This window comes from Haloimpatiens massiliensis (assembly GCF_900184255.1).
Taxonomy (GTDB): domain Bacteria; phylum Bacillota; class Clostridia; order Clostridiales; family Clostridiaceae; genus Haloimpatiens; species Haloimpatiens massiliensis.
Genome location: NZ_LT854639.1, coordinates 354,989 through 373,422, shown reverse-complemented (window position 1 = coordinate 373,422; position 18,434 = coordinate 354,989). Strand labels below are relative to the sequence as shown.

General features: G+C 29.8%; 12 protein-coding genes. 7 read left to right on the top strand and 5 right to left on the bottom strand.

The features are described from left to right. Positions 1-156: 156 nt before the first annotated feature. Positions 157-2,028, bottom strand: a complete 1,872-nt coding sequence (gene asnB, locus C1715_RS07050) for an asparagine synthase (glutamine-hydrolyzing) (RefSeq protein ID WP_035291812.1) — start codon at positions 2,026-2,028, stop codon at positions 157-159. Between the two features lie 223 nt (positions 2,029-2,251). On the opposite strand from asnB, the gene C1715_RS07045 reads away from it, so the two are divergent. The 4 genes from C1715_RS07045 (at position 2,252) to C1715_RS07030 (ending at position 7,440) form a co-directional block, all read left to right on the top strand. Then, positions 2,252-2,950 (top strand): response regulator transcription factor, encoded by a 699-nt coding sequence (locus C1715_RS07045; protein WP_035291811.1) that lies wholly within the window; start codon positions 2,252-2,254, stop codon positions 2,948-2,950. Positions 2,951-3,200: 250 nt separating this feature from the next. Continuing rightward, on the top strand, positions 3,201-5,105 hold the full coding sequence (locus C1715_RS07040) for a DUF4396 domain-containing protein (protein WP_102399832.1): 1,905 nt from the start codon (positions 3,201-3,203) through the stop codon (positions 5,103-5,105). 38 nt (positions 5,106-5,143) lie between these two features. Then, entirely contained in the window at positions 5,144-6,370 is a 1,227-nt protein-coding gene (locus C1715_RS07035; protein ID WP_035291807.1) for a cell wall-binding repeat-containing protein, read from the top strand. A gap of 158 nt (positions 6,371-6,528) precedes the next feature. Beyond that, positions 6,529-7,440 carry a hypothetical protein gene (locus C1715_RS07030; protein WP_102399831.1) on the top strand — a complete coding sequence of 304 codons (912 nt, stop codon included), beginning with the start codon at positions 6,529-6,531 and terminating at the stop codon, positions 7,438-7,440. Positions 7,441-7,789: 349 nt separating this feature from the next. On the opposite strand, the gene C1715_RS07025 is transcribed toward C1715_RS07030, so the two are convergent. After that, on the bottom strand, positions 7,790-8,047 hold the full coding sequence (locus tag C1715_RS07025) for a DUF1657 domain-containing protein (protein ID WP_035291806.1): 258 nt from the start codon (positions 8,045-8,047) through the stop codon (positions 7,790-7,792). A gap of 253 nt (positions 8,048-8,300) precedes the next feature. Between C1715_RS07025 and C1715_RS07020 the strand changes: the two genes are divergently transcribed. Next, positions 8,301-8,789, top strand: coding sequence for a hypothetical protein (locus C1715_RS07020; RefSeq protein ID WP_341457741.1), 489 nt, complete (start codon positions 8,301-8,303; stop codon positions 8,787-8,789). 755 nt (positions 8,790-9,544) lie between these two features. Here C1715_RS07020 and C1715_RS07010 read toward each other — a convergent pair. Both C1715_RS07010 and ltaE read right to left on the bottom strand, forming a co-directional pair. Then, positions 9,545-11,095: an FAD-dependent oxidoreductase gene (locus C1715_RS07010; protein ID WP_035291802.1), complete on the bottom strand. Its 1,551-nt coding sequence runs from the start codon at positions 11,093-11,095 to the stop codon at positions 9,545-9,547. A 666-nt stretch (positions 11,096-11,761) separates the two neighbouring features. Then, a complete protein-coding gene (gene ltaE, locus C1715_RS07005; protein WP_035291801.1) occupies positions 11,762-12,790 on the bottom strand; it encodes a low-specificity L-threonine aldolase in 1,029 nt (342 codons plus the stop codon). A 364-nt stretch (positions 12,791-13,154) separates the two neighbouring features. Between ltaE and mscL the strand changes: the two genes are divergently transcribed. Next, a complete protein-coding gene (gene mscL, locus C1715_RS07000; protein WP_035291799.1) occupies positions 13,155-13,586 on the top strand; it encodes a large conductance mechanosensitive channel protein MscL in 432 nt (143 codons plus the stop codon). 302 nt (positions 13,587-13,888) lie between these two features. Continuing rightward, the gene (locus tag C1715_RS06995; protein ID WP_102399830.1) at positions 13,889-16,432 is read left to right on the top strand and encodes a putative bifunctional diguanylate cyclase/phosphodiesterase; all 2,544 of its coding nucleotides are present in this window, start codon (positions 13,889-13,891) and stop codon (positions 16,430-16,432) included. Positions 16,433-17,388: 956 nt separating this feature from the next. Here the strand turns inward: C1715_RS06995 and C1715_RS06990 are convergent. Then, a complete protein-coding gene (locus C1715_RS06990; protein WP_035291793.1) occupies positions 17,389-18,063 on the bottom strand; it encodes a DUF421 domain-containing protein in 675 nt (224 codons plus the stop codon). Positions 18,064-18,434 lie beyond the last annotated feature (371 nt).

The following is an 18,434-nucleotide window of genomic DNA, read 5'->3' as shown; positions in this document are numbered from 1 at the left end:
TTTAGTAGGCTTCTCTCTCCAACTATAAACAAATTAAACTAAAAATCTGATTTTAATGTAGTAATAAATGTGGAATTGTGAACAGTCCCAAATTACACATTTATTACGCAATTAAAATTAGATTTTTCTTCAATGTATTATGTCACAATATATTCTTTAAATAGCTTTAGCTTCGCAGCTGACTTCTTCAATAAACACTTTATGCCATAAAATAAATGTAATTATTGTCCACAGCTTTCTGCTGTAATCTATATGACCAGTTTTGTGTATTTTTAGCATTTTCAAGGTATTTTCCTTATTTATATATTCATCTGCCATGCTATTTTTAATAGTGGATTCAGCCCAAGAATAAAGTTCGTTTTTTAGCCAGTGGCGGATAGGCACTGGATATCCTAGTTTTTTTCTAATTATATTATCCATAGGCAAATCATCCTTGAAAGTTTCCCTAAGAAGATATTTAGTGGTACTATTATGTACTTTATCAGAAGTCATAAGGCTAGAAGCAACTTTAAACACTTCCTTATCTAGGAAGGGAACTCTTAATTCTAAGGAATTAGCCATGGACATTCTATCAGATTTTATGAGAATATCACCTTTTAGCCAAGTATTTATATCTATATATTGCATTTTTGTAATGTCATCATAATTTACAGCGGCTTCATAAAGAGGCTTTGTAACCAAATTGTATGTGAAAGCTTTGTTATAATTCTTAAGAAAATCCATTTTCTCATAGTCCTTAAAAATCTTAGCATTTCCAACATAGCGTTCTTCTAAAGGAGTACAGCCTCTTTCTATAAAGCTTTTACCTTTAACCCCTTCCGGACAAATATAAGCAATATGTTTTAAAGCCCTTTTAACAGAGGCCGGTATGTGAGAGAACATTTTCAAAGATTGTGGTTCATGATATATTCCATATCCCCCAAAAAGTTCATCGGAACCCTCACCAGATAGTATTACTTTCACATGTTTTCTGGCTTCTTTTGAAATATAGTATATTGGTATAAGTGAAGGATCTGCCACTGGCGAATCCATGTGCCATACTATTTTTTCAATGTCTTTTATAAATTCATCACAATCTATGGTTCGGCTTATATTTTCAAGTTCTAATTCTTCTGCAGTTTCTTTAGCTAAATCTACTTCACTATAACCATTTCTATTAAACCCTATGGTAAAAGTTTTGATGTGAGGATTAAATTTTTTAGCTAGCAAAGCTATTATAGTGGAATCAATACCACCAGATAGGAAACACCCAACTGGAACATCGCTTCTCATATGTATTTTAACAGAATTCTCTAAAACGGTTTTTATTTCCGATATTTTTTCGTTAGTGTCTTTAATTATAGGATTAAACTTAGGATACCAATACTTTGTAATATTAATTTTTTCATTTAAGCTTTTTTCTAAAATACATCCTGATTCTAAGAGTTTTATATCATTAAACATGGTGTTAGGTTCAGGGACAAACTGAAAGGTTAAATAATTATGTAGTGAATCTTGGCGGATTTCATTAGAATATTTATCAGTTATGCCCGTGAAACTTTTAAGTTCTGATGCAAAATAAAGGCTATTATCATTATCTATATAATAAAAGGGTTTAATACCAAAAGGATCTCTAGCACAGAAAAGTTTTTTATTAACTTCATCCCATATGGCAAAGGCAAACATGCCCCTAAGTTCTTTTACAAAGTCTCTACCCTTGTGTTTATAGAGTGCTAATATAACTTCTGCTTCTGTATCTGTAGAAAACTCTAGACCTTCATTTATAAGCTTTTCCTTTAATTCAATATAATTATAGATTTCACCATTAAAAATAATGTGGTAATTGTCATTGTTATAGGAAAAAGGCTGTTTACCTGAGTCTAAAGCTATTATGCTTAACCTTCTAAAAACTAACAAAATATTATGACCATAGTATATACCTTCATCATCAGGACCCCTATGCTGTATCTTGGAATTCATCTTCCTTATATTTTCAATATCAGTATTTTTAACTTTTTCATTAGTGAAAAAACCTACAAAGCCGCACAAAATTATCTCCTCACTTTCTTTTGCTTACTATCTAAATGATAAATAGTGCTATAATATAAATTTCACAAAAGTGCTATATATAAGTTTCTATTATTTAATTAAAGCTTCTTTGTTATATCTAAAGATTATATTCTATAAATGTTTCAATATAAGGCTAATTTGTATCTGATTTGTAACTTTTTACATATGCATCCTGTAATAAAATTTAATATGGGTGATATTTATGGAAACAAAAAAAATTCTCATTATAGAACCGGAAAATTTAATATCCAAAACTATTTGTGAAGCACTTCATAAAGAAGGCTTTAATGCCATTGCTATTAAAGAGGGCAAGAAAGCCATATATTTTTTGCATAAATACAAACCAGATATGTTGGTTTTAGATTTGAATATTCCAGATATAAATGGAATTGAACTATGCAAAGTTGTAGCAAGAGAGTTTATAATCCCCATAGTGACCATAACTGATGCAAAAGATATTACTGAAGAAATTTTAGCCATTGAACTAGGTGCAGATGATTATATACCAAAACCTTTCGATATTAGAGAATTTACAGTTAAAGTTAAAGCTATTTTTAGAAGAATAAAACTTTGTGCAAAAGATAGTAATGGAGAATTGTGTCAGGTATTGAATTTAAAAAAACATATAATTATATACAAAGAAAAAAGAAGAGTATTAAAAAACAGCATAGAAGTTAAGTTAACCAATAAAGAATTTGATTTATTAGTATTTCTTGCAGAAAATAAAGGCAGAGTATTCTATCGGCAAGAACTTTTAGAAAGAGTTTGGGGGTTTGATTTTATAGGCGATACTAGAACTGTAGACATACATGTTCAAAGAATAAGAAAAAAACTCAAAGAGAACAAAGTAAACTCAATAATAGAAACAATTTTTGGAGTTGGATATAAAATGATAGAATAGGTGACAGTCATCGCCAGGTGACTGTCACCTACCGTATTATGTCGAATAAATACACAAAAGGCGTGATGAAAAATTGTCACGTCTTTTGTGTATTTTTATAGATAGAAAAGCAAATATTAATATATAGGTAGGTATATTTTAAACAAGAAGCTCCCATTTCAGCGTAAGCAAGTGGAGGGAGAGTTCACAGGGTGTAAATTCATAGATAGATTAATAATGATTAAGGAGCAATTAGTGGAGAGTGATATAAATGAAAAAAGCATCTGTATATGTAGCTACACTTTTATGTATTGTATTAGTTGTAGGTCAAATGAGAATTTTAAAAAATGCTATTTTCCCAGAAAAAATAAATTTAAAAAATGAGAGGGTTCATTTAAATACAGGAAATACCGTACGAGTTATGGGAAAATCTAAGGAGGATATAGGCATAAAAACTGCTGATATTTTATTTCCAGTTGGGGATTATAAAAGTAAGCCTAATGGATTTATAGTAATTAAATCAGATGAATGGCAACAGGTTTTGAGTTTAATGCCATTGGTAAAAGAGTACAATAGCCCTATTCTACAAATAAATAGCAGCAATAGAGAGAGTATTTTAAATTACGCTAAGAGTACACTTCCCAAGGGTATATTATCTTTAGATAATTCACAGATATTACTTTTAGGATCAAATATAGAAGATTTAAGAAAAGACTTTGAAAATACTGGACTTAGAGTGAAGGCTGTAAGCTATGAAAATACAAATGAACTTTTATCAAAGGTGTACGAAATGCAAAACTTTCAGAATGGAAATGAATATAATCAAGAAAAGTATGGATTTATAATCTCAGATAAAGAGCCTTTGATGGCTATACCAGTAGCACCTTGGATAGTTAGAAATGGAGGACTATTACTATACTTAAATAAAGATAATCAGCTTTATAATGCATCAAAACAGGCAATAAAAGATGTAAAGTTAGATAAACTATATATATTAGGCAAGAAGAATAATGCTGGAGAAGATTTTGTACAGAATTTAAATAAAAATTTAAATACACCAACTAAAGTTATTTCAGGGCGCAGTGCAGATAGCTTTGCCATTAATTTTTCCAGGTTCTATGATAATGAGGAGGGTGTTGGCTGGAATATAAATAGAAGTAGAAACGACAATCACCAAAGCTTTATGATTTGTTCAAGGCAAGAACCTACTATGGCTATATTAGGTAGTCAGCTTTCTCTGAAGGCCAAAGCAGGGCCGATTTTATGGACGGATAAAGATAAATTGTCTACTTTAACAGAAAATCATCTGTGGAGAAATAAGCCTAATTATTGGGTTAATCCTACAGAAGGACCATTTAATAATATTTGGGTAATAGGAAATGAAGATGTAATAGATTTTTCTGTTCAGGCTAGAGCAGATTACTCTCAAGAAATACAACCATATAAAACATTAGGACCTCAAGGAGTTAGCGGAGTAGATGTAATTTCTATAATACTCAGTTTAATCTCATTAATGGGGGCTCTTTGGACCGGACTACATGCTTTTTACAGGATGAAAAGATTAAATACTTTAACTAAAGTTATGTGGATATTGGCAGTACTGGTTTTGGGACCTGTGGGATTATGGCTTTACATAATATGTTATATAAACTCCCCTTGGATGAAAATGAACCAAAATGCAGTTTGGCTAAGACCATTATGGAAGCAGGCTGCTGTTGCCACAATTATGAGTATAGCTTTTGGGGCATCGGCAATAATAGGAGTTAACTACATATCTACTTATGTAGGATCACCTTTAATATCTTTCTATGGAAGATACGGTTCCTACCTATTAGGTAATCCTATGATTTTAAATATGATAATATCTTTTATAATTGCTTTTTTGTTAAATTTATTCGTATTTATGCCAGCTATGATAGCTGAGATGAAGGGAATAGAACATAAGGAAGCAGTTAGGGAGAGTTTACCTCTTACAATTATTTCTATCATTGCAGTTTCAGTGGGTATGTTCATAAGTATGTGGTGGCTTCATAGGGTATATTTACCAGTAATTCTAAGTGAAAAAAATATATCTTGGTTTGGATTTATGCAGTTTTCAGCTTTTATAGGATTTTTAACTTCATACATACCAAATTGGATACTTGTTAGGAATGGTAGAAAAATAGGTATTATGTAAGGAATTATAATACAACTGATGGAAGAAAGGGATTATTTATGACTAATGAAATTTTAAGAAAAATATATAGAGTAGTTTTGACAATTGCATTAATTCTTTTAGCTGTAGCTATATATTTCTTGTTCATATACAAACCTTATTATCATAGGAGTAAAACAATTTTAAAGGGAAATTCTATAGAGCAAAAAGTCACCAGTAATACAGTAAGAATTCAAGGGAAAACTTTGTATGGAACTACAGTAGCTATAACTCAAGTGGCCTATCCATCCTCATTTAAGTATAACAGGCCTAATGCAGTTATATTAGTGAGAGATGATAAAATGAAGGATGCCATGTTGGCAGCTAGAATTTCACATGAACCTATAAATGCTCCAATACTTTATACTAAAAAGGAGCATGTACCAGAGGAAACCTTAAAGGAGATAGATAGACTAAAGCCTGAAGGAATATTTCTAGATGGAAATACGAAAATCATTGTAATAGGAAATGTGGATGCTAGTGTATTAAAAACTCTAGATAATAGGAAACTTAAGTATAGGCATATAAATGGTGATAACGTTTTTGCTTTAAGTTTAAACATAGATAATTATTTAGCAGCATTAAATGGAGATCACAGAGATGCAGTAATAATAACCTCTATTGAAAATCCACAGTATGCATTACCACAAGCAGCATGGAGTTCTCATTCAGGCGATGGTTTCTTTTTTATACAAAAAGATAAAATTCCAAAAGAGGTTGAAAAAGCTCTAAAAAACAGACACGGAAAAGCATATATATACATTTTAGGAGGGCAAGAACTTATTTTAAATTCTACAGAAAAGCAACTTTCCAAATACGGTCATGTGCAAAGAATTCCATTAGGTAATGATGTATACAGTACATCGGTAGGATTTGCAAGCTATAAGGATTTAGGTAAAAATTTTGCTTGGTGGATAGGAAAAAGACCTAGAGATTTTGGATGGGGTATTTCGGAACCTGGACATAATTTCATATTTGTAAATCCAAAGCAATGGCAAATTGCTGTAACATCCACAGTTTTATCTCATAAAGGTAAGCATGCACCAATACTTTTAGTTCAGGAAAATGAAATACCAGATGTGGTGAAAAATTATCTTCAAGTAATAAAGCCAGCCTATAATTCACCACAAGAGCATGTATACAATAGTGGTTGGATAATAGGTTCTGAAGATGCCATAAGCAATCTTACTCAAACTAAAATAGATGAGTTATTAGAGATAAGCATGCCTTCATTTCAAATGAAGTAACTGGATACAGGTCGTTAACTCATTAGAAGTTTAATATTTGTCTTACAGAAAATCTTATAAGTTTGAATTAAGTAAAGAACAGTTATAAATTTTTAAGTTGTTAAAAGTGCATAAATAAAAAATAATAAAAATAAAAGAATTTTACAAAGAGGAGAAAAATGTGTAGAGAAGAAAAAAATGAAAATGAGCAAATAAAAAATAATATAGATAAAATAAGAAAAGAAAATATAGATAAAATAGGAAAAAATAATGCAGATGAAATAGGAAAAGAAAATATAGATGAAATAGGAAAAGAAAATATAGATGAAATAGGAAAAGAAAATATATATAAAATAAGAAAAGATAATATAGATAACGTAGAGAAAAATAATGAATTAAAAATGGAACAAAACCTAGATGGGGTAGAATATAAAGGAAAACTTAAAGTAGAAGATAACAAAGAGGTGATAGGAAAAAAAGAAAAAGTAGAAATTAAAGAAGAGTTGAGAAGAAAAGAAAAAATGAAAGAATTAGATAGGAAAGTTAAAGCAAAGATAGACCAGGAAGAAGCTCAAAATGCATTACATGAAAAGATGAAGAATAAGCTGGAGAACATTCCTAGGTACACCTATAGAGTTACAAAAATATTTTCTAAAAAAGAGGAATTACAGGGAGCTATTGATGACTTTAATAATAATGGAATCTACAATTTAAACAGCAAACAGCTTACAGATAATTATGTAGAGGAAGTATCCAGTACTTGTATTATATTCAAGCGAGAAGTAAAAAGTATTTTAAAAGCAGCGGTCTGTGGAGGCATAATAGGCGCTCTTATAGGATTATTTCATGGGAATTCAGTAATACCCATGCCTATTTTAAATCCTATTTCGTCAGGAGGTTCACTGGTATCTACTATTTTAACGTCAGCTGTATTTTCTATAGTGGCAGCTATAAGCACAGCCATAATAATGCTATTCAAGCCTATAGAAGAAGTGAACAAGGGATATTACATGCTTACAATATATGCAGACCGTGAAGATAAACAAACAATAGATGCAATCCTAGGAAGATATATAACTTTTGATATATAAGGAATTGAGTCTTTCTAATGCTTGGTGTATCATTCTACCTTTGAATAGTAATTTCATATTAATTTTCAACATCCATTTAAGACAGAGGTAAAAAATAAAGGGGCTGTTGCACTAAGAATAAATTCTACGGTATATTGTGTCAACTTTAAACTTGTAAAACAATATATTGTAGTGAATTCCTTAATGCGACAGCCATTTATTTTAGTTCACTTTAAATCTTTTATGACCATAGCTAACTAAACACTATAGTTAAGACATATAAAACCAGTGTCTTATGGAGGAATATACTAAATTTTAGCTGAGTGGCAGACTAGCATAATTAAGCCATAAGGTGCTTATTAATTTATATTTACTGTTGTTGATTTTCAGCTTGTATTTGTTGGTCAATTTGCTTTTGTTGTTCTTGAGGTTGATATTGAGGTTCTTCACTCATAATGTAGTTAACTCTACTTTGAAGCATACCTTCACACATCTTTAAGTTTTCAGCCACTTGATTAAATAATTTCTTTGCTTGAGGATCATCTGTATCCATAGAAAAAGTTTTGCAGCTGGATTCTGATGCCTTAATCATTTCTAAAGTTTGAGCTAATTTATTTACAACGGTCATTCTATAAAACTCCCTTCAAATTAAATTATTTTTCTATAATAGTATTTGAATTAATGAAAGAAAATATTCAGGTGTCAGGCACCTACCGATATATAGGGAATATAGTCGAAGTTTGATATATTAGAAATTTATGAAATTGAGATAATCTATAGATAAAATATTGTTTATAAATAATCCATATTGGAATTGTGGATGGTTGGAGAATAGAATATAAGATGAAGTATAATATATATAAGATTTGGAGGTTAGAAGTATGTTTATGGACAATGATACTTTAAAAGGTTTAGAGGCACAGCAAAGAGAAAAAATAATGAGAGAAGAGCTAGGCCATGAAAAGTGCAAAATACTAGATAAATACAATCTTCATCCAAATGAAAGACTTTACTGGGTAAGACTTCAGGAAAAATACCCGGATCAGGAATATTTTAGTCACAGATTTGCAAAAAAGAGTTCAGCTTTGGGAATGATTTTTCATATATATAGATTATGTTTTGCTAAAACTAAATATTTTGAAAATAACTGGGATAACTTTGTACCTTGTGTATATAATTATAAAAAAGGTTTTGTGGAAACACCAATATATAATATGGAATGTATAAAACAAAAAAGCACAGGCATAGTTTTAGATTTAAGAGAACTTGCCAAGATTAAGTGGATTCAAGACTTTAAGGATATATGTAATTACTTAGAGGAAAAACAAAAAGATGCAGAGGAACACTATGCTTCTCATAAAATAGTTTAATAAATGACATTTTGTAAGAAAATTGTGACGTAAGTGGCGTAGGAAAAATCTGCTTTTAAGTCCACAATAAATATATTTTTTTAGACTGTTCGCAGTACGCTAAGAAATTCTAATGTTTTCAAATTTGAATACCCTAAAGCTTTCAAACTCACTCGTTCCTCATTCAGGCAATGAAAGCTTCTTAACGGGTATTCAAATTTGAAAACAAAGAATTTCTAAAGCTAGCTCAATAGTCTAAAAAAATATATTTATTGTTCCCTTAAAAGCAGATTTTTCAGGTCATGCGTATATCGTCACGGGGAGAGAACAGCCTACTAAAGGAGGATTTTCCTCCGCTTCGCTATGGAAAATCTTTAATTTATAAATAGGAAAGCGCTCATAATATTTTTTAGGCGTAGCCTTTCTAAAAATTATATGATACTTATCAAAATAAGATAATGGCTAAAATTTAATTCATTTTGCCGTGAGGCATAGGGTTGTATAAATTTTAGTTTTAGTATTTTCGCTGGCTATCGCTAATAAAAGATTTAAGTTAAGCCAAAAAGAGGCTGTTGCATTAAAGAATTCACATACAATATATTGTTTTGCAAGTTTAAATTTAGCACAATATATAGTAGGATTTATTCTTAGTACGACAGCTCCTTTTAAAATTGTAAAATTTTCATAATGCAATGAAGAAAAATTATCCTTTACTAGCCCTCTAGCCCACTGGCTAACTAGCACACTTAAGCCATAAATTGCGTCGCAATTTATTCTTAGAGTATATTGGGGGATATTTTATTAGGAGACTCCTTGTAGTGGTTTAAATCTCTTGTGGCAGGACCTTCAATTACGTGTCCTTCGTAGGAAAATCTTGAACCGTGGCAAGGACAATCCCAGGATTTTTCTGCTGCATTCCAGTTTAAATCACATCCCATATGTGTACAAGTAGTATCAACTATATGAAGATTTTCAGTGGAATCTCTATAAACACCATACTTTTTGCCGTCTATTTCGACTACCGTACCTTCACCTATAGAGACATGAGCGTCCTTTTCACCTGCAGTTAGCTTCCCTTTAACAAGATGTTTTGCTGTATCGGAGTTTACAGTTATGAAGTTTTTCGCGGAGGCTGTAAAATTAGTCCGTGAAGGACTATATGCATTCTGCCATGGACTCTTACCGTTTATTATCAAGTCTCTTATAATCATAGCGGAAGCTGTGCCGTTGGTCATGCCCCATTTTCTAAAACCTGCGGCTACATATATGTTTTTTTTCGAAGAGGTTAAATTTCCCACATAAGGTATATAATCAAGAGTTGTATAATCTTGTGCGGACCAACTATAAGGAAAATCTTCTATTTGGAATAAGGAGTTTCCGAATTCCTTTAATCTTTCAAAGTGGTTTATAGTATTTTCTCCATGAGCTGTTCTGTGATTTTCTCCTGCTATAAGAATTAACTCACCGTCATTATGTTTTTGGCGTCTAAGGGAACGAGTGGGGGTTTCGGCATTTATAAACATTCCAGTGGGAAACTTATCTTTAGATTTTGCACATACTATGTAAGATCTTTCAGGCTTCAATCTAGCGAAATATAATCCAAAACCATCGTAAAATGGAAAATGTGAACATAGAATTACTTTTGAACAAGTAATTTTTTTCCCTTCTTTTGAGGTTAGAACACAAGGATTTCCATATTCAACATCTACTATGGCAGTGTTTTCAAATATACTACAATCGTTAGTGGAGTTGCCACTAGATATTTCTTTTGACAAACCCAATAAATACTTTCTAGGATGAAATTGGTACTGGTCTTCAAAGCAAATGCCTGCTTTTATAGGTAAGTTAAGAGGAATTTCATTTACATAGCTAGCTTTCAGTCCTAAATTTACAGCAGCGCCTACCTCATCTTCTATTTTATGTATGTAATTTTTATCTTCAGTGTACACATAAGCAGGTAACTTCTCAAGATCACAATCTATTTTTAAATTCCTAGAGAGTTTATTTACAAGTTCTATGGCTTTTTCGTTAGCATCAGCATATTCCTTAGCTATAGTATTTCCAAGAGAATTTATTAACTTAGAATATATAAGGTCATGCTGAGACGTTAATTTAGCAGTGGTGTGCCCAGAAGTAGATTTTGCTATCTTATCGCTATCTATTAGAGCAAGTTTTACACCTTCCTGCTTTAAAAGATAGGCACAGGTTATTCCACTTATACCTGCACCTACAATTGCTACATCTACATGAATATCTCTATCTAGTGAAGGAAAGTTTGTGTCCTCTGTGGAATCTATCCAATAGGATTTGGTATTTTTCTCATTCATATTTATTTTTAGTGAGAAATATAAGAATATATTTTCTCAAATCTCCTTTCTAACGTATTATGTTCATTAATTATAATTTAATTTTTATAATAGATTTATGTATTTGGGAAAAGCATTGTAATTACTTTATTATTTTTAGTAATTGCATACAAAAATATTCATAAATCCAAAGCTTATAATTAAAGAGCTAATTTATTATTTAACTAGAAAAATAAGTAACTGGTTGAATATGGACTTCAAATTAAGTAATTAAGAAAAAAAGTTTAAAAATTAAGCGGAAAAATTCAAAAGTTAAGTAAAAAATTAAAATGATAAGTAAAAAATTAAAAAACTAAGCAATTAAATAAGCAGAAAATTAAAGAATTAATTACAATGACAAAAATAAAACTAGAGCAATACTTTTAAAAAGTAAAAACTCTAGTTTTATATAAACAAGCAATTTTATGAAAAATAGTTTAGTTGATGTATATATAACTGATTAATCCACAATAAGGTACAATGTGGTGGAATTATGAAATTTTTCCTCCAGGACTTGCATAAGAGCTGGGAACAATAAATTTAAATAGTCCCTTCGCTTCTTATGCAGGTCATTCCAGAAAAGTTTCATAATTCAAGTAGTGTAATGCTTTTTGTGGGTTAATCATATAACTAAATTTTACGTATTAATTACAAAAGTTCCCTTATGCATTTCACAATATAATAAACGTCTTCTTCCTTAATCCAGTAGTGAGTTACAAACCTCATAAGGCCATTTTCAGGAGGATTTATCTTTATACCTTTCTTTAACAGTTCATCTTTTAGTTTTTCCCCAGATACGCTGCTGTCCTCCATGCTGAAGAAAACCATATTTATTTGAACATCATCTTTGAAAACTTTAAATCCAGGTATTTTAGAAAGTTCATCTGCTAAAATTAAAGCATTTTTGTGGTCATCTGATAATCTTTTAGTCATGTCTTTTAAAGCTAACAATCCAGCAGCTGCAAGAATTCCACTTTGTCTTAATCCTCCACCCATTAATTTTCTCTTTTTCTTAGCTCTATCTATAAAATCCTTATCTCCAGCTACTATGGAGCCCACAGGAGCACAAAGACCCTTTGAAAGGCAGAACATCACTGAATCGCAGTATTTAGTTAATTCTTTAGGGTCAACCTTTAAATAAGTTGCAGCATTGAAAAGTCTAGCACCATCTAAATGAACCCTTAAATTATTTTTTTTAGCTATGGAAAAAACCTCTTCCATATAAGTAACAGGTGGAACAATACCATTAGAATAGGCATTTTCAATACATATTAAGCTTGTACCAGGATAGTGTATGTCTTCCTCAGCAGTTCTAATTTTTCTTTGAATTTCTTCAGTATTCATCATGCCTTTATGGGTATTAATTGTTCTAAGTTGGACTCCAGCAATAACAGAAGCAGCTCCCACTTCATGCATTATTATGTGGCAGTCATCCCCTAAAATGACTTCATCTCCTCTATTGCAGTGTGTGAAAAGACATAGCTGATTTCCAAAAGTACCACTGGGAACAAATAGAGCGGCTTCTTTTCCCACAAGTTTTGCAGCATATGCCTCTAGTTCTTTTACAGTAGGGTCGTCACCGTAAACATCGTCTCCTACTTCAGCAGAAAACATAGCTTTTCTCATTTCTTCTGTCGGGTTTGTAACTGTGTCACTTCGTAAATCCATGAATTTCATATTCAATACCTCCGTATGATTATTATATTTTAATTATATATCTTATAAATGGGTAAAATCTATAACATAATTTTACAACTGATAATTAAAACTCAAATATGTATTTCAGAGAAGTTTTTAAAATTATATTTAGAATATATATTTAAATTAAATCTTTACAAATAAGTTATTAATAATTATAATTAAATAATAATGAATATATTAAGTCCATTTAAAAATGAATTTTTATTCTAGGAATATGTACTTGAATACTCCTATTATCTATAAAAGTTAGGTATGATGGTATATTGACTCTGAATAACAAGTTCTATTTAATTTAATATGAAGGGAGGGAATGCTAACTTAATTAAGGTTAGCCATTGCCATGTTAAAAGAATTTAAAAAATTTGCTTTAAAAGGGAATGTAGTAGACTTAGCTGTAGGTGTTATCATAGGAGGGGCTTTTGGTAAAATTGTTTCATCCTTAGTAAATGACATAATAATGCCTATAATAGGAAGCTTAGTAGGAAAAGTGGACTTTTCTAATTTATACATAAACTTAAGTGGACAAGAATTTAACTCATTAGCAGAAGCTAAGAAAGCTGGAGCAGCCACTATAAATTATGGATTATTTTTAAACAATGTAATTGACTTCTTAATAATTGCCTTTTCAATATTTATAGTTATACGTCAATTTGATAAATTTAAGAAAAAAGAGGCACCTGTTGTAACCACTAAGAAATGCCCATACTGTTGCACTGAAATAGATATAGAAGCAACAAAGTGTCCAAACTGTACTTCAGAAATAGGTGCCTGACACCTCCCGGAAAATGTCGAAGATTGCTGATGAATTTATGTATCAGCAGTCTTTATTTTTTGTAATAATATACGAATTAGTATATGGGGGATTATAATGAAATAAATCATAATTATAGGAGTTTTAGAATAATAATCATATTAAAAATGATAAATTTAATTAATCTACTACCTATCTCATTTTCTACAAAACATATGAAAAGTATGTAATATTTTGACGTATGTTTTATAATGGTATAAGAGGTATTGTGTAGATACGTTGTTTGGCTATAAGGGGAAATTGAAAGAAAGGGGTATACCATTATGAAACTTTTTCAATATAAAAGGCGAAAAAACATAGTAAAATATTTATTGAGAATAATGATACCCTCATTTTTAATATTAGTTATAACTATATACTCTGTTTATTTATTGCAAATTAAAAATGAAAGGCAACTAATAAAAATAAAGCAGCAAAAGGATGTACAATTACTGAAATATGATTTAGAATATACTCTTAATTCAGTGGTTACTGATTTTAAAGTAATAAAAGACTCCAACGAAGTAAACGATTATATAAATAATTCTAATGGTGAGAATATAAATAATATGCAAAAAATGTTTGAAAGATATGCTAATAATAAAAAAATATATAGAAGCATAAAATTTATAGATTCACAAGGGAAAACGGTGGCTTATTTTCAAAAGAAAGAAGATTTAGCCATAGATAAAGCTTTTATGGAATTTAAGATAGATGTAGAAGATAAAAATAAGCAAAAGGTGGGACAATTAGTTTTTGAATATGAATCTGAATATCTTTGGAAAAAATTAAAGGGATATATTAAAAATAATGAAGATTTTGCATTTGCACTTCTAAGCCATGATAAAATAATATTTACTCAAGGAAATTATGTGAGTATACCGGATAATAAAAAGATAGGAAATGTGGAAAATAATAAAGGCATATATTGTATAGAAAATGTTGAGCTAATTAGAATAAATGAAGAAAATATTTATGTTTACGGAGATAATGTACGAGACAACTGGACGTTAGTATGCTATTTTCCAAAGAATAAATTGAATTTAATAAAGGAAAGTTGGTTTAAAGGTGTAGTAGGCATAATAATAATATTTACAATAATAATAGTATTGTTATCATACGTAAGTGCTGTGATAATTTATAAGAGAAAAAGGACAGTTAGAAGATTAAAACTGGTTATGAGTATTCTTGAAAATTCAGGAGAAGCCATAATTTTTACAGATGCACATACAAATATAATATATGTAAATAAAACCTTTTGTAAAATTACAGGATATTATGATAAAGAGGTGATTGGCCTTCAGACATCCTACTTTAAATCAGGAAAGCATAGTAAGAAATTCTATAAAAAGATGTGGGCAACAATTATAAACGAAGGAAGATGGCAAGGTGAAATATGGGACAAACGAAAGAATGGTAAAATTTATCCAAAGTTACTCACTATAATAGCTGTAAAAGGAGATTACAAAAAAGTTAGTGGATACATAGGAATTTTTAGGGATTTATCTGACATAAAAAATAAGGAAGAAAGTATAAATAAGCTTAAAAATTATGATACTATTACATCTCTGCCTAATGCAAGTTTAATGAAAAAGATATTTAATCGTAGATTTTCAGATGCGAATAAATTAGATGGAAAAAATATATACATAATATCTATAATTATAAGTAATTATGATACTATTAAAAATAGCTTAGGTGTAAATACTATAGATAATTTAATGCTTCAATTTACTGAAAGAATTAGAGAAAACTGCAAAGAAGAATGTATACTTTCTAGGATGAGTAGCGATGAATTTTTAATATTAATAAAGGAAGAAAATAATGAAGATATAATTCTTCAGTTTTCGAAATTAATAACTAACTCTTTAAAATTACCTTTTACTATAGAAGAGCAATTTGTATATTTAAAAGGAGATATAGGAATAAGTAATTATCCAAAGGATTCAAATAATATAGATGAGCTAGTAGAAAAGGCTAATATAGCTAGAGCTTATGCTAAGGATATTGGAGAATACAATGTAGTTATGTATGAGCAAGGACTTAGAGATAAATATTTAAAAGATATAAATATAGAAAATCTGCTTAGAAGTGCTATAAAAAGAGGAGAGATCTACTTAAACTACCAGCCACAAGTTGAATTAAAAAATGAAAAAATAGTTGGTGCAGAAGCACTTATTAGATGGAATAGTCATGAAATGGGAATGGTGTACCCTAATCAATTCATACCTATAGCAGAAAATACGGATATGATAATTCCTATAGGAAAATGGGTTATAGAAGAGTCTTGTAAAAATTTAAGCCTATGGATAAATGAATATAATAGACACATAACTATTGCAGTTAATATATCACCTATACAGTTTAAGAAATCAGATATGTATAAAACCATAAAGGAAATTTTAGAAAAGTATAATTTACCAGGCCATTGTTTAGAGATAGAAATTACAGAAGGAGTCTTAATAGATAATATAAACAATATACAAAAACAGTTAAAATCTATTAGAGAATTAGGAGTGAAAATGGCTATGGATGACTTTGGAACAGGATATTCATCTTTAAGTTATTTGAGAAGATTCCATTTTGATAAAGTAAAAATAGACAGGGAATTTGTGAAGGATTACCCAGAAAAAGAAGATGGAACTTTGGCTAAAACAATAATAAACTTATCCCATAGCTTAAAACTAAAAGTATTAGCTGAAGGAGTTGAAACAGAAGAGCAAATTGAATTTATGAAAAAAAATTCTTGTGATGAGATACAAGGTTATTATTATAGTCCACCAGTAACAGAAGAAAAATTTCAAGAACTACTAAAAAAAGACATGTAGAAAATATAAGAATATTGTGAAGCAATACATTGAAGAAAAATCTGATTTTAATTCCGTAATAAATGTGTAATTTGGGACTGTTCACAATACGCCAAGAACTTCTAAATGTCTCACAGTTAAAGACCCTAAAGCTTTCAAACTCACTCGTTCCTCGTTCAAACATGAAAGCTTCTTAACGGTTCTTTAACTGTGAGACATAAGAAGTTCTAAGGCTAGTTCAATAGTCCTAAATTTCACATTTATTACTACATTAAAATCAGATTTTTAGTTTAATATGTATGTGGTTTGGGAGGCGAAGCCTTTCGTTTTAGTCTTTAGTCTCTAATCCCTAGTCATCAATCCCTAGTACCAAAGGTTTTTTAGGTGCTGGGTTATAGGGATTAGATGCTAGAATCCGTTGTTATAATCTATATTTATGTGTTTCAACCTATATCTCGATCACTCATTATAAATCAACGGGCTCACGCCAAAAAAATTTTAAGCGCTAAACTTCTAGAATAATAAATAATTACTTATTTATTAAAATAAAAAAGTAGAAAACGTTTAATATATTTTGATGTAAGGTATTGTTTTATATCAATCTTAGTTTTACTATTTAGCCTGGCTGCCGCCAATAAAAGATTTTCAGTAGCGCAGCGGAGGAAAATCATCCTTTAGTAGGCCGTATTCTCCCCTAGATAAACTATGCATGAATCGAAAAATCTGTCTTTAAGGTAACAATAAATATATTTTTTTAGACTATTGAGCTAGCCTTAGAAATTCTTTGTTTTCAAATTTCAATACCCGTTAAGAAGCTTTCATGTTTGAGCGCCGTCAGAAGCGAGTTTGAAAGCTTTAGGGTATTGAAATTTGAAAACATTAGAATTTCTTGGCGTATTGCGAACAGTCTTAAAAAATATATTTATTGTGGACTTAAAGACAGATTTTTCTTATGGCACTTGCTTCACAATATATTCTCACTCCGTTATATCATTTTCTTTTTTAAAGTGATCCTCCACTTTGTCTACAAATAAATTATTATTATCATCTAAATAAGCAAAAAATACATCTTTTATGTCTTTTACGCCCATAAAGCTCAAATTATCTAAAAGCCACTTCACATCTAAATTTCGCTTTTTTAAATTTTCATATATTATATTACCTGTAATTACAACTTCTTTTTGCAAATACATTTGGGAGTCATCATTTTTTAGAATACTTATTTCTCCAGTAGTTTCTAAAATTCCATATTTAACAGTATTTAAATCAAATATATCTTTTTTTCGAAGAAGATGAGTTAAGTCATCTGCAGTATAGTGGAATTTTGATAAATTACCTTCTAAAATTTTACCATTTTCTATTACTATAACTGGTTCTCCTTGAATTATTTTAGAAGCATTTCTATTTTTCATACATATATAGGAGAGTAAAAAAGTTAAAGAACCAAAAATGAAAAGTCCTATAAGGTGCTGCCAAGTTTTTTGATTGGTGTCAGTGGCAAGGGTGGCAGCTATAGAGCCAAAGGTTATGCCATTTATATATTCAAACACAGTAAGTTGAGCTACTTGCTGTCTTCCCAGTATTCTAGTTATAAAAAGTATGGAAAAAAAGGCTAAAAGGGTTTGTATAGTTATTTCAATAAATAATTTCATATATACATCTCTCCATTGAATAAATTTTCAATAATTAGCACATTAATAATATGATACATAATTTTGAAATTATACATTAGATATTTATTCATATATAGATAAATAAATTTAGTAAACTCCCTAAATTGGCTAAATGTCATTATTGAAGGACAGCAATTTAAAAATACTAATTCAAATATACCAGCTAAAAATATTATGAAAATAATTTTTTAGCTAGTATATTTGAAAGTCAATCTATATACAATTTATTGTTGGAGGAATTAGAAATGGAGTTAATAGCAGAAGGAATATTTACTTTTGTGTTTATAATAGTTGGGTTTATTATCATAAGACATCTTCATAAAAAAGGAAAGATATAATAGTGAAAATTA